Annotated in this window: 19 protein-coding genes; 8 read left to right on the top strand and 11 right to left on the bottom strand. The window is 63.3% G+C overall.

All coding sequences use genetic code 11. The annotated features are described in order from the left end of the window. Positions 1 to 87: 87 nt before the first annotated feature. On the bottom strand, positions 88 to 1,890 hold the full coding sequence (locus G7026_RS03505) for a cellulase family glycosylhydrolase (protein WP_181069389.1): 1,803 nt from the start codon (positions 1,888 to 1,890) through the stop codon (positions 88 to 90). A 509-nt stretch (positions 1,891 to 2,399) separates the two neighbouring features. Between G7026_RS03505 and G7026_RS03500 the strand changes: the two genes are divergently transcribed. Together G7026_RS03500 and G7026_RS03495 are read left to right on the top strand one after the other, a co-directional pair. Further along, positions 2,400 to 2,615, top strand: a complete 216-nt coding sequence (locus tag G7026_RS03500) for a hypervirulence associated TUDOR domain-containing protein (protein ID WP_181069388.1) — start codon at positions 2,400 to 2,402, stop codon at positions 2,613 to 2,615. Beyond that, entirely contained in the window at positions 2,612 to 3,193 is a 582-nt protein-coding gene (locus G7026_RS03495; RefSeq protein WP_181069387.1) for a DUF488 domain-containing protein, read from the top strand. Before G7026_RS03500 ends, G7026_RS03495 begins: the two co-directional genes overlap by 4 nt. A gap of 11 nt (positions 3,194 to 3,204) precedes the next feature. Here the strand turns inward: G7026_RS03495 and G7026_RS03490 are convergent, their stop codons facing one another. The 3 genes from G7026_RS03490 to G7026_RS03480 all read right to left on the bottom strand — a co-directional run bounded on the left by G7026_RS03490 (position 3,205) and on the right by G7026_RS03480 (position 7,825). After that, positions 3,205 to 4,056, bottom strand: a complete 852-nt coding sequence (locus tag G7026_RS03490) for a CvfB family protein (RefSeq protein ID WP_181069386.1) — start codon at positions 4,054 to 4,056, stop codon at positions 3,205 to 3,207. Between the two features lie 77 nt (positions 4,057 to 4,133). Beyond that, positions 4,134 to 6,464 (bottom strand): glucose/quinate/shikimate family membrane-bound PQQ-dependent dehydrogenase, encoded by a 2,331-nt coding sequence (locus G7026_RS03485; RefSeq protein ID WP_181069385.1) that lies wholly within the window; start codon positions 6,462 to 6,464, stop codon positions 4,134 to 4,136. Between the two features lie 209 nt (positions 6,465 to 6,673). Further along, positions 6,674 to 7,825 carry a PQQ-dependent sugar dehydrogenase gene (locus G7026_RS03480; protein ID WP_181069384.1) on the bottom strand — a complete coding sequence of 384 codons (1,152 nt, stop codon included), beginning with the start codon at positions 7,823 to 7,825 and terminating at the stop codon, positions 6,674 to 6,676. A gap of 185 nt (positions 7,826 to 8,010) precedes the next feature. Between G7026_RS03480 and G7026_RS03475 the strand changes: the two genes are divergently transcribed. Further along, on the top strand, positions 8,011 to 8,199 hold the full coding sequence (locus G7026_RS03475) for a hypothetical protein (RefSeq protein ID WP_181069383.1): 189 nt from the start codon (positions 8,011 to 8,013) through the stop codon (positions 8,197 to 8,199). An 89-nt stretch (positions 8,200 to 8,288) separates the two neighbouring features. Then, positions 8,289 to 8,996: an RNA pseudouridine synthase gene (locus G7026_RS03470; protein ID WP_181069382.1), complete on the top strand. Its 708-nt coding sequence runs from the start codon at positions 8,289 to 8,291 to the stop codon at positions 8,994 to 8,996. A 60-nt stretch (positions 8,997 to 9,056) separates the two neighbouring features. Here the strand turns inward: G7026_RS03470 and G7026_RS03465 are convergent, their stop codons facing one another. After that, complete coding sequence (locus G7026_RS03465; RefSeq protein WP_181069381.1) at positions 9,057 to 9,473, bottom strand: 3-isopropylmalate dehydratase; 417 nt, start codon at positions 9,471 to 9,473, stop codon at positions 9,057 to 9,059. A 76-nt stretch (positions 9,474 to 9,549) separates the two neighbouring features. Beyond that, positions 9,550 to 10,020 (bottom strand): GreA/GreB family elongation factor, encoded by a 471-nt coding sequence (locus G7026_RS03460; RefSeq protein ID WP_181069380.1) that lies wholly within the window; start codon positions 10,018 to 10,020, stop codon positions 9,550 to 9,552. Positions 10,021 to 10,258: 238 nt separating this feature from the next. On the opposite strand from G7026_RS03460, the gene G7026_RS03455 reads away from it, so the two are divergent. Then, the gene (locus tag G7026_RS03455) at positions 10,259 to 11,083 is read left to right on the top strand and encodes a helix-turn-helix transcriptional regulator (RefSeq protein ID WP_181069379.1); all 825 of its coding nucleotides are present in this window, start codon (positions 10,259 to 10,261) and stop codon (positions 11,081 to 11,083) included. A gap of 5 nt (positions 11,084 to 11,088) precedes the next feature. Here G7026_RS03455 and G7026_RS03450 read toward each other — a convergent pair whose 3' ends face one another. Next, complete coding sequence (locus tag G7026_RS03450) at positions 11,089 to 11,676, bottom strand: LysE family translocator (RefSeq protein WP_181069378.1); 588 nt, start codon at positions 11,674 to 11,676, stop codon at positions 11,089 to 11,091. A gap of 373 nt (positions 11,677 to 12,049) precedes the next feature. Between G7026_RS03450 and G7026_RS03445 the strand changes: the two genes are divergently transcribed. After that, positions 12,050 to 13,318: a DUF445 domain-containing protein gene (locus G7026_RS03445; protein ID WP_181069377.1), complete on the top strand. Its 1,269-nt coding sequence runs from the start codon at positions 12,050 to 12,052 to the stop codon at positions 13,316 to 13,318. Positions 13,319 to 13,327: 9 nt separating this feature from the next. Here G7026_RS03445 and G7026_RS03440 read toward each other — a convergent pair whose 3' ends face one another. After that, positions 13,328 to 14,404 carry a DUF1615 domain-containing protein gene (locus G7026_RS03440; protein WP_181069818.1) on the bottom strand — a complete coding sequence of 359 codons (1,077 nt, stop codon included), beginning with the start codon at positions 14,402 to 14,404 and terminating at the stop codon, positions 13,328 to 13,330. A gap of 59 nt (positions 14,405 to 14,463) precedes the next feature. Further along, positions 14,464 to 14,901, bottom strand: coding sequence for an HIT family protein (locus G7026_RS03435; protein WP_181069376.1), 438 nt, complete (start codon positions 14,899 to 14,901; stop codon positions 14,464 to 14,466). A gap of 212 nt (positions 14,902 to 15,113) precedes the next feature. On the opposite strand from G7026_RS03435, the gene G7026_RS03430 reads away from it, so the two are divergent. Continuing rightward, positions 15,114 to 16,151: a hypothetical protein gene (locus G7026_RS03430; protein WP_181069375.1), complete on the top strand. Its 1,038-nt coding sequence runs from the start codon at positions 15,114 to 15,116 to the stop codon at positions 16,149 to 16,151. A 115-nt stretch (positions 16,152 to 16,266) separates the two neighbouring features. Beyond that, positions 16,267 to 16,683, top strand: coding sequence for a VOC family protein (locus G7026_RS03425; protein WP_181069374.1), 417 nt, complete (start codon positions 16,267 to 16,269; stop codon positions 16,681 to 16,683). A 38-nt stretch (positions 16,684 to 16,721) separates the two neighbouring features. Here G7026_RS03425 and G7026_RS03420 read toward each other — a convergent pair whose 3' ends face one another. Further along, positions 16,722 to 18,443: a bifunctional protein-serine/threonine kinase/phosphatase gene (locus G7026_RS03420; RefSeq protein ID WP_181069373.1), complete on the bottom strand. Its 1,722-nt coding sequence runs from the start codon at positions 18,441 to 18,443 to the stop codon at positions 16,722 to 16,724. Positions 18,444 to 18,482: 39 nt separating this feature from the next. After that, the gene (locus G7026_RS03415) at positions 18,483 to 19,292 is read right to left on the bottom strand and encodes a formate/nitrite transporter family protein (protein WP_181069372.1); all 810 of its coding nucleotides are present in this window, start codon (positions 19,290 to 19,292) and stop codon (positions 18,483 to 18,485) included. Positions 19,293 to 19,362: the final 70 nt, after the last annotated feature.

Here is a 19,362-nt window from a genome sequence, read left to right as displayed (position 1 = left end):
CACTTTGGCGGAATATGCGCCTGCTACAATTTCAACAGGCAAAAAAAAACGGGCCCAGAGGGCCCGTTTTCTAGTTCGACGTACGGCTTACAGCGGGCCGATGGTCGAGCAGGTTTTCGCAGCAGCAGCGTGCTTCTGCAGGACTGGCAACTGAGGACGAGCCTTGTTGCTGGTCACGTCGAGGGACATCGAGTACTCACCCCACCACGGGCCGGCAGCCCAGTAGGTGCTCGGAATGCAGTTCTGACGCAGGTAAGCCAGCAGGTTGTCGGTAGCGACCATCGCCGAAGGCGAGAAGTCCGGTACGCCGTGCTCACCCAGGAAGCCACGCAGCTTGTTCTGCTTGAGCCATTCAACGAAAGGCTTGACACGGTTGACGCCAATCATCGGATCGAACTTTTCGGCCTTGTTGAAATAGTTACCCGAGAAGTCACTGTCGATATACATGTGCGCTTCGTATACCAAGTTGTTCTTCGGATCACGCATCCAGGGGTTCTGAATCAGACGAGTGTTGTAGCTCGGCCAGTGATAAGCACTCGACCAGCGCTCACCCGCAACGAAGATCCAGCGATTCGAATCGACTGCGCGTACGGCCTGAGCAGCGGCAAGTGCAGCAGCCGGCCAACCGTCATTATTATCGTGCGGCTCGTTCATCAAACCGTAACCATATACGGCAGGATGGTTAACGACCTTCTGAGCAATAAGGCGCCAGGCATTAGCGTACTGCGAGATCGGTACGTCAGGCGTATTGATCTGCTTACCGTAGTAACGGTAGTAGTTGTGCATATCAAGGACAACCTTGATGCCGTATTTCTGAGCGTAGTCCAGCGACTGCGTCAGACGCGCAAGTTCCGCGGTGTTGAGCGCTCCACCAAGCTTGGGCTGAATGCGCTCCCACAAGAAGCCCAGACGCACCAACTTGAAGCCAAGCTCACTGTGACGCTTGTAATAGGACTCAGCCGCATAGGTGTAGTTGGTGTTGTAAACACCCGGCACATTGCCACCGTCGAAGACGGCAGAGCCGAAGTTCACACCGACCAGGTCGAGCTTGGCACCGTTGCTCGGCGTGCTGGTTACAGGCGCGCTAGGCGTCGGAGTGGTAGCCACGGGAGTACTCGGCTTCGGAGCGGTGGGCACCGGAGCGGTCGGCGTACTGGTGACCGGCGCGTTAGGCGTGGTCGTGACCGGGTTGTTGGTCCCAGGCGCCGATGCAGAGCCTGCGGAAACGATCTTCAGCGTCTTCGGATAGCCGACGGCAGTGGCGTTCAGCGCCGCGCCATCGAGGAAGATGCTCATGTTGTTGCCAACGATCTGGGCAACGGTGACCTTGCGCATCTGACCGTCAGCCAGCTGGACGGTGGCGCCAACCTTGAAGGCAGCCTTGTTGGCGGCGGTACCGGCGATGGAGAAGCCCGCCGACTTGCGCCATACACCGTTCAGCCAATCGCTGTTGGTGAAGGCATTGATGCCGGAGGTGTGCTGAACGGTGGCAGCGCCCGTACCGGTGGAAACGGTTTTCGGGTAACCGACTTTGTTACCGTCCAATACCGCGCCGGCAAGCATGACGCTCAACGAACTGCCGACGTTATATATAGCGACGACTTTACGAACCTGGCCGTCCGCCAGTGTGACGGAAGTTCCAACTTTAAAGGCGGCGATGTTTGCACTGGTCGCTGGAATGGAGAAACCAGCCGACTTCCTCCAAATACCATTCAGCCAGTCAGCGCTGGTGAAGCTATTAAGAGTCGAAGTTACAGAAGCCGACGCAGAAGTAGTAGCAGCGGCTGCAGCGCTAGCTGGCGAAGCGACAGTATAGCTACCGAGAACAGCTGCAAGTGCGATGGAAGCGGCAAGTGCCTTATGGGCACTGGCGAAAGTATTCATAAACATTTCGTCTCTCCGAAACTTAATACTTCAAAAGGCGCGAAAACCTTTAAAAAAGTGGCGAGAGGTTAATAAAGTCGTTTGGGCGCTTGCTGGATCAAAGTCTCAATTCGCGAAACCTAACGATTCGTCACAACCTAGAAGTGCGGGTAAAAACCGGGGCAAATCCGTTGTGTGGCGTATTTATAATAGGTTTCCGAATACATGGGAAATTTTTCTGGCGTCAATTCGGCGTCAGAATCTCGACAAAAAAGCTTACTTGCCACTACATAGCCAGTATCTTTTGGCTAAGTGCCAGTACATATCGATTGCCTATATGCCCGTCGTTGCGGCTTTTTTGATTTTTTAATGGCGTCAGTTTTCTGAATTAGACCGCCTGCAGCACTGGCTTATGCTTGATAAAAAGCCGACGAACGGCAGGGATTAGGAACCGTCGAATAGGGCTGATCGCACCGTCGCGTGTGACGCAGGTCCCACCTTCATCGACACCGTGAAAACGGCCAGGGGGCAAATCGATGAGCCAGAGCTACAAGACCGGGGAAAAGGTGAAATGGAACTCGGAAGCTGGATGGATCGAGGGCGAGATCGTGAAAGTACATACGCGCGATACCGAGTTCATGGGGCGTATACGTCGCGCCAGTACCGAGGAGCCGCAATATGAAGTCAGGAGTGCCAAGACCGGGCACTTGGCAATGCACAAGGAAACAGCGCTGCACCGGGTGACTGAATGAGCGCACCGACTTCTGTCTGGACGATCGGCCATTCCACCCGCTCGATAGAAGCTCTGTTGGATGCGCTCAAGGCGCACCGCATCGAGATGCTGGTAGATGTCAGACGCTTTCCGGGATCGCGGCGCCTTCCCCAGTTCGGCGAGCAATCCCTGCGCGAAGCACTGGCGCGTGAAGGCATCGATTATCAATGGATAGAAGCGCTTGGCGGGCGAAGACATCCTCTACCCGATTCGCCGAACGATGCCTGGCGCAACGCGGCGTTTCGGGGCTATGCCGACTACATGACCAGCCGGGCTTTCGCTGACGGCTTCGCCCAGCTGTGGGAGCTCGCCACTACTCAGCGTACCTGCATGATGTGCGCTGAGGTCCTCTGGTGGCGCTGTCACCGATCCCTAGTCTCCGACGCGCTCAAGGTACGCGGGGTCGAAGTGCTGCATATCCAGGGCGAACAGGCGGCGACACCTCATCCCTTCACGTCAGCGGCACGCCTGGAAGATGGGCGGCTGAGCTACCGAGCCGGCGAAGGTCGAGCCGCCAACGGCCGCGAGCAGGCACCGCAAATGCGGCTGGACCTTTGACCTCGCGCAATCTAGCGAGGCGAGCGCGCCACCGCTTCGATCCGGTCGGCATGGATGACGATGCGCCCTTCTTTATAGAGGCCACCGATGGCCTTCTTGAAATTGCCCTTGCTGACGCCGAACAGGCGGGCAATATCCTGCGGCGGGCTCTTGTCACTGACCATCAGCACGCCGTCGCTGGCCTCCAGCTTTTGCAGAATAAGCGCCTGCAGGCTGTCGGCGGCCTCGTTACCTATGGGCTGCAGGCTGAGACTGATCTTGCCGTCGCCACGAATCTCCTTGATGAAGCCGGATTCGCGCATGCCACCGCGCAGGAACTTGAACACTTCGTTCTTGTGGATCAGGCCCCAGTGCTTGCCATTGATGATCGCTTTGAAACCCAGGTCGGTCGCCTCGACCACCAGCAGGTCTACCGCTTCGCCGACCTCATAGCGTGCCGGCGTCGCGTCCAGGTAACGATCCAAGCGAGCGGTCGCGGTGATTCGCTTGGTGCGCTTGTCGATGTAGACATACACCACGCAGTAGTCGCCTTCCTGCAGCGGGCGCTTTTCTTCGGAATGGGGCAACAGCAGATCCTTGGGCAGCCCCCAATCGAGGAACAGCCCGACCCGATTGATCTCCACCACCTTCAGGCTGGCGAACTCACCCACCTGCACTTTCGGCCGCTCAGTGGTGGCGATCAGCTTGTCTTCGCTGTCGAGGTAGATGAACACGTTCAGCCAGTCATCGACCTCGGTCGGGCTGTCCTTGGGAATGTAGCGGTTGGGCAGCAGGATCTCGCCATCCGGGCCGCCGTCCAGGTAGAGCCCGAAACCGGTGTGTTTGACGATCTGGAGGCTGTTGTAACGCCCGATGGCGGCCATGGTTTGGGTCCTGAGATGAAAGTCGGCGATTCTAGCAGGCCATCGAACACGCCCGGCGCGCGTTCGATGGCGGGCCGTTAGCGTGGCAACGCGTAGGCGATGATCGAATCGCCCGCCTTGGTGCCCAGCGAGCCGTGGCCTCCGGCCACGACCACGACGATCTGCCGGCCGGCCTGGCTGCGGTAGGTCATGGGCGTGGCCTGCCCGCCGGCAGGCAGGCGCGCCTTCCACAGCTCGCGACCATTGGTGACGTCATAGGCCCGCAGGTAGTAGTCGAGCGTACCGCTGAGGAACGCCACCCCACCGGCCGTGACGATCGGGCCACCCAGGCTCGGCACCCCCATGCGAAAAGGCAGCGGCAGCGGCGTCAGGTCACGCACGGTACCGTTGCGGCGCTGCCAGGCCGTACGGCCGGTACGCAGGTCCGCCCCGGCGACATAGCCCCACGGCGGCGCGGTGCAAGGCAGCCCGATCGGCGACACGAACGGCCCGAGCTCCACGGCGAATGGCGCGCCGAAGTTTTCATTGAGAAAAGGCGGTTTATCGGACACGTAGGTGGTCGTGTCGTCCTGGCGCGGCACCAGCCGGGACGTGAACGCCAGATAGGCCGGTGTGCTGAAGACCATCTGCCGCACCGGGTCGACCGCCACGCCGCCCCAGTTGAACACCCCGAAATTGCCTGGGTAGATCAGCGAACCCTGCTCCGAGGGCGGTGTGTAGCGTCCGTCGTAGCGCAGCGAATGGAACTGGATGTGGCAGAGCATCTGATCGACCAGGGTCACGCCCCAGAGGTCGTTGCCTTGCAGCTTCGGCGGCTCGTAGGACAGCGCCGAAGCCGGCTGGGTAGCGGCCACGCGATCGCCCTTGGCTGCTCCCTGCGGCGCGGGCACTTCCTCGACCGGCAGCACAGGTTCGCCATTACGTCGATCCAGCACATAGATGTCGCCCTGCTTGGTCGGCGCGACCAGCGCAGGCACCAGGCCTTCTTCGGTCTGGATGTCGACCAGGCTCGGCTGCGCCGGCACGTCCATGTCCCAGAGGTCATGACGGACCGTCTGGAATACCCAGCGCAGCGCGCCGGTGTCGATGTCCAGCGCGACGATCGACGACGAGAAGCGCTCGGTATTGGGCCCGCGGTTGCCGCCCCACTGATCCGGCACCTCGTTGCCCATGGGGATGTAGATCAACCCCAAGGCCTCGTCGGCACTGGCGATGCTCCAACTGTTTGGCGAACCGTTGGTGTAGGTCTGCCCCTCGGCGATCGGCGCGGTCTGCTCCGGATTACCCGCATCCCAGTTCCACTTGAGTTCGCCGGTATTGACGTCGTAGGCACGGATCACGCCGGACGGCTTGTTCACCGAGACGTTGTCGTTGACCGCGCCGCCGATGATCACCAGGCCGCGAGCCACGATCGGGGGCGAGGTGGAGTAATAGAAGCCTTCGGTGATGTTGGGCATGTTGGCCCAGAGGTTGATCTGTCCCCCCTCGCCGAAGCCGGGGCAACGCTGGCCGGTACGGGCATCGAGCGCCAGCAGGCGAGCGTCGGCGGTCGGCATGAACAGCCGCGAGGCGCAAACCTGGTTGGCGTCTCTGGCAGGAGCCTGGTGGTAGGCCAGTCCCCGGCAGGTCAGGTGCTGACGGTTGACCGAGTCGGGAACTTGGGGGTCGTGCCGCCAGCGTTCGGTACCGTTGTCCGCGTCCAGCGCGATGACCAGGTTGTGCGGCGTGCATAAATAGAGGCTGGCGCCGATCTTCAGCGGCGTCACCTCGTAGGTGGTTTCTTCCGGATCGGTGGGCCGGCGCAGGTCCCCGGTGTGGTAGTGCCACACCTCCTCGAGACGATCGACGTTGCGCACCGTGATGTCTTCGAGCGGTGAATAGCGCATGCCCTGCTGAGTGCGTCCGTATGCAGGCCAGTCGTCGTCACTGCCTCGCTCGAACTCGATCGGCGCCGCGGCCAAGGGCGGCGGCAGCATGCCGCGAATCTCATGGCTGGGAGTAGTAAGCGCGTAGAACGCGGCGGCCGCCCAGAGCACGACGGCGAACATCAACGGCAGCGCGGCGCCGCCCCAGACACGCCAGTCGAAGTACTTCCAGCTGAGTTTTCGAATCACCCAGGGCATCAGCAACCAGAGCCCGAGCGGGGCGATGATGCTGCCGCGCGGTGCCAGTTGCCACCAGTCGAATCCGACTTCGATCAACGCCCAGACCAGGGTGCCGATCATCACCAGCGAATAAACCCATAGGGCGGTACGTCGGCGCCTCAACAGCAGCAGGCCGGTCGCCAGCAAGCCTATCGCGACCAGGAAGAAGTACCAGGTCCCCCCCAGGTCGATGACGCGAAACCCTCCGTATCCCAACCCCAGTGCCAACAGAATGCAAAAGATCCCAGTGATGATGACCGCCACGCTGCCTCTCCTTCCAGCTCGACCTCTTGGGCAGCGCCATGCGCGAGGAGCGCGCGCTACCGCCTGTGGTCTGTTGTTATCGGGCTGGCAAAAGGCTGCCGGCCCAAGCTATGGACAGGCATTCGGCGGGATCGCTCCCTGAAATCGTCGCCCGAAGCGCACCAGAGGCCGGTGCGCCGGGCGGAAGAGAACCGCAGGCGAACGGAGGACTACTGGTCCTCGAGCCCAACCTGCAACAGGCGCCCCTTGCTCGCGTCGGTCAGCAGATAGAGGTAGCCGTCCGGCCCGAGGCGCACGTCGCGAATGCGAGCGCCCAAGTCCTTGAGCAGGCGCTCGTCGTCCACCACCCTGTCGCCATCGAGCTGCAGGCGGATCAGTGACTGGTCGACCAGGGCGCCGATGAAGAGGCTGCGCTGCCAGGTCGGGAAGCGATTGGCATCGTAGAACGCCATTCCGCTTACCCCTGGGGACACCTCCCAGACGTAATGGGGCGCCTCGGTGCCTTTGACCGTCTTGCCCTTGGCTTCAGGGATCGGCTGCATGCTGTAGTTGATGCCATGGGTAGCCAGCGGCCAGCCATAGTTCTTGCCGGCCTGGGGAATGTTCACCTCGTCCCCGCCACGCGGCCCATGCTCGTTGAGCCAGAAGCGACCGGACCAGGGATTGAGCGCGACGCCCTGCGGATTGCGATGCCCGTAGGACCAGATCTCCGGCCGCGCATCGGCCTGCCCTACGAAGGGGTTGTCGCCCGGAACCTGCCCATCGGGATACAGCCTCACCACCTTGCCCTGGTGCTTGTCCAGGTCCTGGGCGGCCGGACGCTGGTTGTTCTCGCCCAGCGCGATGAACAGATGGCCTTCACGGTCGAAGTCCATCCGCGAGCCGTAATGCATACCGGACGAGAGCTTCGGCGCCTGGCGGAAAATCACCTCGAAATCCTCCAGCCGGGCAAGATCTTCCGACAGCCTTCCTCGCCCCACCGCCGTTCCCGACTGGCTGCCCTCGCCCGCCTCGGCGTAGCTGAGGTAGACCAGCCGATCTCTGGCGAAGTCCGGCGACAGGTGCACATCGAGCAAACCGCCCTGCCCCTGTGCATAGACCTCGGGGACGCCTTCGAGGGGCTCGGACAACACGCCATCGAGCCTGACCACACGCAGCCGACCCGGACGCTCGGTCACCAGCATCCGCTCGCCGCCGGGCAGAAATGCCAGGCCCCAGGGATGTTCCAGGCCGCCGGCGATCTCCCGCACAGTCACCGCGCCCAGCTCGCTGTCGTAGCGCTCTACCTCAGCCGCCGACAGCGGCGCGGTTGCAACGAGAGTAAGTCCGAACAAGGTCGGCAACAGAACATGGCGAAACATTGAACATTCTCCAAGCTATCAATCCAGGACCCGATTAGTCCTCCGGCGCACAGCGTAGTGCGTCAGACGGGCGTCTTGCCCAGTCATGGTTCGTTGCAAGAGATGACCAGCAGGAAAATACTCGAACAGGGAAGACGAAAATCTGTATAATTTCCTGTTCGACTGACTGAAGGACAGCAATGACCATGGCCAGCAAAGCCACCAGCACCGCCAAACGCAAGCCGGAACCCGCCACTGAAACCAGCTCGTCGCTCGCGGCGCAGATGGCCGCCTTCCTCAAGGCCGGCGGCGAAATCCAGAAGATCCCTAACGGCGTAAGCGGCCAGACCCAAGGCCCCTCGCGCCAGATCACCATCAGCAAGAAACACGCTTGAGCAATACCCGCGCCTGACCCCATCAACGAGCCGCAGCGCTTTTCAAACGCACGCGGCTCGTGGCTTTACGCCCCCTCCCCGAGCCCGTCATGACCGAACCCGTCCGCCTTTCCAAGTGCGTTGCCGAACAGCTGCGCTGCTCCCGCCGCGAAGCCGAGCTGTATATAGAAGGTGGCTGGATCCGCGTCGATGGCCAAGTGATCGAAGCGCCGTTCTACAAAGTGCAGGAAGGTGTAACGATCGAGCTACTGCCCGGAGCGACGGCAACGGAAGTGCCTCCGGTGACTCTGCTCTGGCACAAGCCGGCCGGTGTCGATGGCGCCGAGGCGATCCTGTCGGCAGACCTGCGCTGGAATATCGACCCTTCGCGCCTGGCGACCCTGCAGCGTCATTTGCTTCGCCATACGCAACTGTTCTCCCTGGCCCCCGAGGCAAGCGGCCTGGTGGTGTTCAGCCAACAGCGCGGCACCATCCGCACGCTCACCGAAAACGGCCACAAGCTCGAACAGGAATATGTCGTGGAAGTCGCCGGCGAAGCTGACGCTCACGCTCTGGAACGACTGGCACGAGGCTACACTCACCGGGGTGTCAGCCTGCCGAAGGCCAAGGCGAGCTGGCAGAACGAGACCCATCTGCGCATCGCGCTCAAGGGACCGAAGCAGGACGACCTTCGCCAGCTCTGCGAGGCGGTGGGGCTGCGCCTGCTAGGCAGCAAGCGCATTCGTATCGGGCGCGTGTCGATGGCCAAGCTACCGGCAGGCCAGTGGCGCTATCTGGCCGACAACGAACGCTTCTGATCGACGACCCTTCGCGTCCTAGCCCCAACGGAGCCCCCGTTCAGGGCCACACCGAGCAGGCTATTCCAGCGGTCTGATGTCGAAGCCGATCTTCGCCTCGCTGACGATACGAAACTTGAGCGTCGCACCTTCGCCGACCTGAGCCACGAGTTCACGGTTGAGCCGCCCCTTGCTGCACAGACCGGGCCCTTCCTTGTCGATACCGATGCCGACGATGCGCGTACCCGCAGGCACCTCAAAGCGGGCGAATTCGCCGATACCGATGCGCGCAGCGACACGGCGGTCGATGAGGAACGCCACGTTGCAACCACCACCGAGCATGCCGACATCGCGCTGCACCAGGATCTCGCCGCCGCCCGGCACGCTCTGCTGATAACCCAACACGCGCTCCTCGGGAACCGGAGAAATTTCGTCTGGGGTGAAGGAAGAACAACCGGCGAGCGCCAGCAGGGGGAGCAGGCAAAGCATCGAACGCATGGGAACCCTCCATGGTGTATGGGAATTAGCGATAAGCCTGTGACAGCACCGCAGCGGCGATAGTGCGACGCACGATTCAGTAGCGCTCGCGGATCAGGTAGCGCTGCGGCTGACCGTTGACGCGTATCTCGACTTCATCGTCCTGCTCGCGACCGAGCAATGCCTGGCCCAGCGGCGAACGTGGCGAAATGACCAGAACTTCGCGCCCCTCGACGGCGAGCTTCAGACCGGCGCCATCTGGCCCCAGGTATACCCAGCGCTCGCCGTCTTCGTGTTCGAGTACCACCAGTGCGCCGATCCGGATGCCGTCGCCACGCTCGACCTTCAGGTTGCGGTAGGCCGCGAGCGCGGCTTCGATTTCACGCACCCTGCGGCGCTGCCCATCGGCGAGATACGCCGCTTCCAGCCCGCGGGTATCGTACTTGTTCTCCGCCTTGCTCTCGGCATGGGTCGCGGCCTCATGCGAGGCACGCAGCGCATCCTGGGCAATCCGCAGGTCGTCCTGCAGGCGCTGGATGATCAACAGCTGAATCTCGGTAGTGTCCATGCGAGCGTCCTGGCGGGCGGTGACAAACGCCCAGCTTACCCTGTAGCGCCATCGGTCTGGCGCCGTTTAACAACCCGAGCAGGCACGCCCGGATTGGCGCCCTCGGTCAACTTGCGTCTCTTTCGCGGCGAGTACTCCTGCCCTAGGGTTCGTCGGCTACCCAAGCGTCGGACGGGTGTACCGTCGCTGAGCGATCCGCATGCTAGAGTCTGGCAATCACCAATGCCGCGACCCTGCCATGTCCTGTCCTGCCTCAACTGACGCCCTGCCCCGTTTCTGGCGCGATCCGGCGCTGCCCTTCATCGAGGCGCGTTCGGTCGCCGATGGGCGCAAGGTCTGCTATGCGCCGCACGCCCACGCGACCTTCTCGGTAGGCGCGGTCATCGCGGGCAGCTGCGATTATGTCAACGGCATCCAGCGCCAGCGCATTTCGCAGGGCTGCGTGGTGATGATGAATCCGCAGGTCGTACACGCCTGCAACCCAGTCGAGGGGCAGCCCTGGTCGTACGTGATGCTTTATATCGACCCGCAATGGCTCGGTGCGCTGCAACACACCCTCGGTATGAGCGCGGGCGGCACCTTCGTCCCCTTCGCCAGCATCCTGAGCCCAGCTCCCGAACTGTTCTCCGGCGTGACCGGGCTCTATGCCTGCCTGATCGATCCGCTGTTGGCCAACGCCATCAAGCAGGAGAAAGTGCGCGCCTTCTTCACCGCCCTGCAAGGCCATCTGGCGGCAGCTCCAGTAGATGAAGAACCGCTGCAAGCGCTGCGGCGAGCGGCCGCCTTCATCCAGCGGCACTGCACCGAGGCGCTGACGCTCGATGACATCAGCGCCGAGGCCGGCGTGTCGTCCTCCTATCTGATCCGGGCATTCAAAAGACATTTTGGCCTGACGCCACACGCTTACCTGGTCAACCGTAGAATCCAGCACAGCCAACGCGCGTTACGCGAAGGCCGCAGCCTGTCCGACGTCGCCCTGGAGGCGGGCTTCGCCGATCAGGCGCATTTTCAGCGGACCTTCAAACGCCACCTGGCCGCCACGCCCGGCCAGTACCGCGACTGATTGCGTCAACCCTCCAGCAGGTAGCATGCGCTTACCACCAGCAAGGCGGCCATCAGCCGATTTAACAGCTGCAGGCGCCCCGGTTGCGCCATATGGCGACGCAACAGGCTGCCAGCCAGCGCCCAGCAGGCGATGGACAGGTAGCACACCAGGAAGTACAACCCGGCGAATCGCCAGACCTGCAGCACCTCGCCATCGGCGGCGAACAACCCCATCCCCGCGACGGACGCCAGCCAGGCCTTCGGATTGAGCCATTGCATCAGCGCACCGCGCAGCATCGTGGGACGGTTGCCCGCTGCGTCAGGGCTTACCCGCCCGTCGTCGATCGCCAGCCGGTAGGCCATGTACAAGAGAAACCCGATACCGCCCCAGCGAATGCCGAGCATCAACACCGGCAGCCGCTGTAGCAGCTCGTACAGGCCCAGCCCGATCAGCAGCAACAGCAACGTGAACCCGACCGTTGCCCCAGTGACATGGCGCAGGCTCGGGCCCAGTCCATGGCTGGCTCCACAGCCAAGCGCGACCAGATTGACCGGCCCCGGCGTAATCGAAGAGGCCAGCGCGAAGGCGGCCATGGAGAGATAGAGGTTCATCGTGGTGCAACACCTGGCTGAAGGACCTCAATAGCCTATTGGCGACCGCCATCCCGGTATTGAACGAAATTGCCCTGACGTCGCCGGTTGTCCTTCGGCACCGTGACCGTCCCTGGCATGCCAGGCCCTATGGATGATTCCGCCAGAAACCCAAAAGCTCGCGGTCGAGACTAGGCGTCCCCGACCGTTCCCACGGTTCGCCGATCGAGCGGGAGCGGTCTCGACCGCGAATGGCCTCACCCGTAGGCTACCGATCGCTGCCGGATCGCTCCCGCCCCGGCCTGATACGAACATCGCTGCGCAAAACGACTCTGTTGTCACAGGTGCAGTCATTGCAGCTTCGCCTTACCGCCCCGTCACGAAGAGGATGCACATGACGTCCATTGCCCGTACCTGGCAGTCACCGGTCTCCCGCATGAAGTTGGTCGCCAGCCTGCTGCTGGTGCTGGCTGCAGTGCTCTATACCCTGGCGACCGCCATGGAGGCTCACCATCCGGCCTGGGGCTATCTCGCCTCGTTTTCCGAAGCGGCAATGATCGGCGCCATCGCCGACTGGTTTGCCGTCACCGCGCTGTTCCGCCATCCGCTGGGCCTGCCGATCCCCCATACGGCGATCATCCCACGCAGCAAGGCGCGCATTGGCCAGAAGCTGTCGGACTTCATCACCACCCACTTTCTCGCCACACCGCTGGTGCTGGCCAAGCTCGAGGCATTGGACCTGGGAGGCCGGCTGGCCGGCTGGCTGCGTCATCCGGACAACGCCGACGCGGTCGGCAAACAGCTCACCGGTATTGCCCGGTTCGGCGCCGAATCGCTGCGGGACGAGCGCGTTCGTGGCTTCGTCCAGGCGAAGGTGCTCGGCCGCGTCCGACGCATCGACCTCGCACCGTTGTGCGGCCAGGCGCTGGAGGTGCTTACCAGCCATGGCCGTCATCAAGCGATGCTCGACGAAGTGCTGGTCAGGCTCGATGTGATCCTGCAGGACGAGGACACCCGCGCCCTGGTCGCCAACGCGATCACCGCTGAAGTCCACACGCTGCGTTACTTCGGACTGGGTAAGGCGGTCGGCGGCTGGTCGGCGAACAAGGTGGTCGATGGCATCAGCGCGCTGCTCGCCGAGGTGGCGCACGACCCGCAGCACCCCCTGCGCGAGCGCTTCGACGAATATGTCGCCGACTACATCGAGCGCCTCAAGCACGACCCGGTGTCGCGCCTGGAGGTCGAGCGCATCGTCTCGCAACTGCTCGAACACCCCGCCACCACCGAATATCTGCATGGCCTCTGGGGCGAGCTGACCGACTGGCTGCAGGCGGATCTGGAGAGCACCGACTCCCGTATCGGCGCCCGCATCGTCACGCTGACCCGAGGCCTGGGCGATGCCCTGGCCACCGACGAGGCGATGCGCGGCTGGATCAATGAACGGCTGATGACCGCCGCGCCGGATCTGCTGGAGCGCTACCGCGGGCAGATCGGCCGCTACATCGCGGATCGTGTGGAGCAGTGGGAAAGCCGCGAATTGGTGGAGCAGATGGAACAGAGCGTCGGCAAGGACCTGCAGTACATCCGCATCAACGGCACCCTGGTCGGAGGGCTGGTCGGGCTGCTGCTGCACGCGCTGACCCAGTGGGTCAGCGGGTTCTGAACCGCCGCCTCACCGGGCCCTGGCCATGCAGCGCTTGTGGCGCTCGTCGACGCGATTGGCGAACCAGGCGGTGGTGAGGTTGCGGGTGATCTTCGGACTTTCCAGGCGAATGCCCGGCAGCACGGCGCGGGGCAAGGGTTTGCCAGCAGCCTTGTCGGCCATGGCGAAGACCTGGCGGTACAGCTCGGTCTGCTCGAACTCGAGCTGATCGCCCTGCACCAGCGCTCGCCGGATCGCCGCGTCGCTCATGCCCAGCCTGCTGCCGAGTGTCCGTACCGCCCGCTCGGTCTGCCCGGCGGCGGTACTGCCATGGATGATCAGATCACCGTCCAGCGCCAGCTTCGTCTTGGTCAGGCGAGCCACCGCCGCCTGGAACGCCGCGTTGCGGCTGGCATACCAGCCGGCGTTGAAGTCGGCGTAGCGATACAGGTGCCGGTCGTAATTGGCCTCGTAGCCGAGCAGATGGGCGATGCCGAAATACAGGCCTCCGCGGCGGGTGAAGACTTCGTCGCGAATCGTGCCGCGCACCGGATAGGGATAGCGCCGCGCCTGGCTTTCGGCAAAGGCGATACTCACCTGCATCGGCCCGCCGGTACGCACCGGGTTGAGGCTGCCGAATAGCTGCCGACCGAGCGGCACGATGCCGATGAAGTCGTCGAAGATGTCGCTCAGTTGCCTCTCCGTACGCACCGCCTTGAGCCGATCACCGTAGGTCTTGCCGCCGGGCGATTCGGTGCGCAGCGCCGCGTCCACCAGAAACCCCGGTACGTGCAGACGCGCCGCGCGCCGATCGATTTCCTGACGGGCGATCTTCGCCAGCCCCGGCACCGGAGGTTCGGCCTGGAAGGTGGACTCCTGCTCGGTCACGGCGATGACCGAGCAGATGTTCTCGTCTGTCGGCGCGATGCCCTGCACTTCGAACGCCAGCTGGATGTCCACCGCCCAGGCCTGGCGATCCTTCACGGTGGTCGGCATCAGCCGGGCGATCTTCGCCTGCACATTTTCAGGTGTCGGCCCGGCCGGCTGCGATGGCTGGGTGCCACAACCGGCAAGTGCCAGCAGCGCACCGAGACACAGCGCCGCCAGGCGGAATGGATCGTAGGCGGCATGCTTCGCCGGCCACCGCCCGGCCTTCACGACATCGCTCAAGCCGCGAGACGCTTGAGCAGACGCGCCTGCAGCTGTTCAAGCTCGGCCGGATCCGCCTTGGCCGCGGCATGCACGCCCAGCCCTTCGCCCGAAAAACGCGGCACGATATGCATGTGAATGTGGAACACCGTCTGCCCCGCAGGCGCGCCATTGAACTGCGCGACCTGCACGCCATCGGGCTGCAGCTCGGCGACGATCACTTGCGCCAGCTTCTGCGTCACCGCGGCCATCTTGCACAGCGCCTCGGTGTCCACGTCGAGGATATTGCAGGCGGCTGAGCGCTTGGGAATCACCAGGGTATGGCCGTACGACTGCGGAAAGACATCGAGGAAGGCGAGCACATCCTCATCCTCGTAGATCTTGTAGCACGGCGCGTCGCCACGAATGATCTGGGCGAAGATGTTCTGCGAATCGTAAGCGGCAGTCAGGGACACGGTCGTTCTCCACGGATGAGGAAGCGGCAACCATACCGCCCGGGCGCATATTGGCCAATACGGGATGGTTCGGTGGTGCTCGGGATTAATGCCTCCAGGCGCTGCGTCTCAACCGAAACGGCGATTTCCCAACGGTAACGACGGCGCAACAATCGGCATCGGGTGGCGCAGTCCAGCCATCGGATCGAACTCGACGACACGAGGAGGTTCGCATGTTTTCGCTCAAACCCATCGCAACCGCGCTGCTGCTGACCAGCAGTGCACCCCTTATCGCAGGCAACCTTGCCGAAGTCATCCAGACCGGCGATGCCAATCTGGCCGAACAGGTCCAGCAAGGCTCGAGTCTGCAGTCGTTCATCGAGCAGTATGGGCAGCAGAACAGCGCCTACACCGGCCAGTCCGGGTCGGGCGTCTCTGAACTGCACGCCTCGGTGGTACAGCGTGGCACCGCGAACAGTGCGGACGTTCAACAAGCGCACACACGCGAAGTTGGCAACGTCACCGCACAAATCGAACAGGTCGGTGCTCTCAACACGGTTGTGCTGGAACAGGTCGACGCCGCCATGAACGCGGTGATCTACCAACAAGGCGACAACAACCATCTGGACGCCTCGCAGACCTATATCGCCAATACGCTGGCAGTGGAGTCGATCGGACAGGACAACCAGGTCAGCGTGCGCCAGGCCGGTTTCGGCTCGGCCAGCATCGTTCAGGTCGGGACGGCCAACAGCGTGCAACTGGAGCAGACCTCGTTCGGCCTCGGCCAGGAAGTTGCCCAGGTGGTCCAGGAAGGGGTGGCCAACGTCGCCGAAATCGTGCAGCCCTCGGGCCGTTATCCCGCCGGCGAGGTGGACCTGCATCAGACAGGCACCGCCAACAACGCACAGATTCACGCCGGCGAGCGCGGCGACATCGACTTTCTCCAGCAGGGCACCGGTAACGAACTTTCCGCTCGCACGACGGGCACACAGGTGACGGGGCAATCGATCGGGGACTACAACCGCGTGGAAGTTGTCTCCACTACGATGTTCGACAACAGCCTGACGATCGACCAGATCGGCACCGAGAACTTCATCAGCGCGGACCAGAACCTCTCGTACAACAGCGCTGGAATCAGCCAGGCGGGCAACCTCAACACAGCGCACCTCAACCAGTACATGGGTGGCAGTTATGGCGCGCCGAACCAGGCGACCATCGCCCAGCGTGGCAACGGTAACAGCGCCTCGGTGACGCAGCTGGGTAGTTACTGATCGCTCTGCGCGGCCTCCAGCGGGCCGCGCACGCCCGACGGCTGTCGATTCCGGCCTGCCTCGTTCGACTATGGGTGAGCGAAGGCATCCTGCCTCGTCCCGGGAGAAGCCCACCATGAAGATTTCGACCTACCTGTTCTTCGAAGACCAGTCCCGAGCGGCCCTCACCTTCTACCAGGAAGTCCTGGGCGGCGAGCTCGAAGCGATGATGACCTTCGCCGATGTGCCCGAGAGCGAAGGGCTCGAGGTCCCACCCGCGTATCGCGACCGGATCATGCACGGCTGCCTGCGTCTGGAGGGCCACCTGCTGATGGCCTCGGACAGCATGCCTGGACAGCCGTACGAAGGTATTCGGGGCTGCTCGATCACCCTGAGCCCGGACAGCGTGGCCGACGGCGAGCGGCTGTTCGCCGCGCTGGCCGAAGGCGGTCGGGTGGAGATGCCGTTGGCGCAGACCTTCTGGGCGCTGCGTTTCGGCTCGCTAGTCGACCGTTTCGGGGTCAGCTGGATGATCAACTGCGAGACGCCGTGATGTGGCCGGTCGCTCGACCCAGCGGCGGTGGCTGACTCTCAGCGCCCGAGCAGCAAGGCGATGACGACCGCCAGTGCCAGCGACACGCATTTCCAGAACAGCACCGGATCACGCTCCATCAAGGGCGGCCGGGCCTTTTCCAGCAGCGCCCGGCCCGGCTGGCGCAGGTCGAAGACGAATTCGGAAAGCTCGCCATAGCGCTTGTAGGGGTCCGGGTGCAGTGCCTTGCGCAGAACGTCGTCGACCCATGGCGGCAGGTCGCGATTGACTTCGCGCGCCGGCGCATAAGCCAGGCGCTTCTGCGCGGCGCGGGTCCGGCTGGTCGCCACTCGCGTGCCGTATGGCAGGCGGCCGGTGAGCATCTGGTAGGCGATCACGCCGAGGGAGAACAGATCGGACCGCGCACTGGCGGGTTCGCCGAGAAAACACTCCGGCGCGGTATAGGCCGCCGTGCCCAGCGGGCTGTCGAGCGTGCCTTTGGGACTGGCTTCGACCAGCCCGGCCACCCGGGTGGAGCCGAAGTCGATGATTCTCACCGTGCCGCTGGCATCGATCATCAGATTGGCCGGACGCAGGTCCTGGTGAACCATCTCCAGCCGGTGGAAGGCGCGCAGGCCACGGGCGATCTGTTCGACGAGGCCGCGCACGGTCTCGAGATCCGGCCGCGGGTTGTCGATCATCCACTGCGCCAGCGTACGGCCTTCGATGTATTCGGTGGCGGTGTACAGGTAGCGACGTGCGCGCCGTTGCGTGCATGGCCTGACCACGTGCGGGCTGTCGATACGCCGGGCGATCCACTCTTCGGTTAGGAAGCGCTCCAGATAGGCCGCATCGCTCTGCAGGTCGATCGAAGGCGTCTTCAGCACGAGGGTTTCGCCACTTTCCTCATCCGTCGCGAGGTACACATGGCTGCGACTGCTGGCGTGAAGCTCGCGCTCGATGCGGTAGCCGTCGAAACGCATGCGCGGTTCGAGCACCGGTGGCAGGGCCAGGTCGGCCACCTGCTGGCCGAGCTCGTCGGCGGCCTGTTCCGGCAGGCTGTCGATGCGCACGATCTGCACCGTCAGGTTGTCGTCGCTGCCAGCGGCATAGGCCTGCTCGACGAGGCCGCGCGCCGCGGCATCGAGGTCATCCCCGCCCTGCTCGATCGCGGCGACGATCCAGCGCTCGTCCAGATGCTCGTAGACGCCATCGGTAGTGAGCACGAAATGGTCGCCCCGCTCCAGCGGCAGGCTGCGGTAGTCGATTTCCAGATGCGCATTGATGCCCAGCGCCCGGCCCAGGTAGCTCTTGCCCTGCGAGGCCCAGACCCGATGGTCTTCGGTGAGCTGTTCGAGCTGGCCGCCGCGCAACCGGTAGATGCGTGCGTCGCCGATGTGAAACAGGTGCGCCGTGGTGGTCTTGAGGATCAGCGCGCTGAGGGTGCAGACGTAGCCGCGATCCTGATCGTAGCGATAGCGGCTCTGGCGCGTCTGGGCGTGCAGCCAGTAGTTGGTGGCGACCAGCACGCGCTGCGCCGACTTTTTCACCGACCAGGCTTCGGGTGTGCAGAAGTAGTCCTGCAACAGGCTCTTGACCGCGGTTTCGCTGGCGATGTGACTGACATCGCTGCTGCTGATGCCATCGGCCAGCGCCACGGCGATGCCTTTGCTGCCGAGCAGTGGCTCGCCGGGCACACACAGCCCGTGGAAGTCCTGGTTGACGGCCTTGCGCCCCGGATCGGAGTGCTGTCCAGCGCTGATCGAGAGTCGGTTGCTCATGGAGGCAACGCACCGGCGCTGGGCCGGCGCGCGTCGGGCTCAGAGCACGCGCTTGGGCGCGGTTTTGACGTGGGTGGTGTAGAGCGTGAGGCCGGTGAAGGCCAGGCCGCCGACCAGGTTGCCCAGTACCGTGGGGATTTCGTTCCAGATCATGTAATCCATGATCGAGAAGTCGCCGCCCAGAAGCATCGCCGAAGGGAACAGGAACATGTTCACCACCGAATGCTCGAAGGCCATGAAAAAGAACAACATGATCGGCATCCACATCGCGATGGCCTTGCCGCTCACCGAAGTTGAGATCATCGCGCCCACGACGCCCATCGACACCATCCAGTTGCACAGCATGCCGCGCAGGAAGATGGTGAACCAGCCCGCCGCCCCGTATTGCGCATAGCCCAGAGTCCGGTCCTCGCCGATGTGGGAGATCCGTTCGGCCACCGGCCCAGGCTCTGTCGAGAAGCCGTAGGTGAAGACGAAGGCCATCATGAACGCCACGGTGAGCGCCCCGCCGAAGTTCCCGAGAAACACCAGCCCCCAGTTGCGCAGGATGCGGCCCACCGTGACACCCGGACGACGATCCAGCAGCGCCAGCGGCGTCAGCACGAACACGCCGGTCAGCAGATCGAACCCCATCAGGTACAGCATGATGAAGCCCACCGGAAACAGCATCGCGCCCACCAGCGGCGAGCCAGACTGGACGGTGACGGTGACCGCGAACACCGCCGCCAGCGCCAGGATAGCGCCGGCCATGTAGGAGCGAATCAAGGTATCGCGGGTGGACATGTAGATCTTGGATTCACCGGCATCGACCATCTTGGTGACGAATTCGGACGGGACGAGGTAGGACATGGGGCTTCGATTCCAGAAAGTGGCTTGAAAACAGGCGGTAGCTCGGGCGCGCAGGCGCCCCGGAACGTAC

The sequence above is a fragment of the Stutzerimonas azotifigens genome, from assembly GCF_013522725.1.
Taxonomy (GTDB): domain Bacteria; phylum Pseudomonadota; class Gammaproteobacteria; order Pseudomonadales; family Pseudomonadaceae; genus Stutzerimonas; species Stutzerimonas azotifigens_A.
The sequence above is the reverse complement of the archived record's forward strand: the minus strand, read 5'-3'. Positions and strand labels throughout refer to the sequence as shown.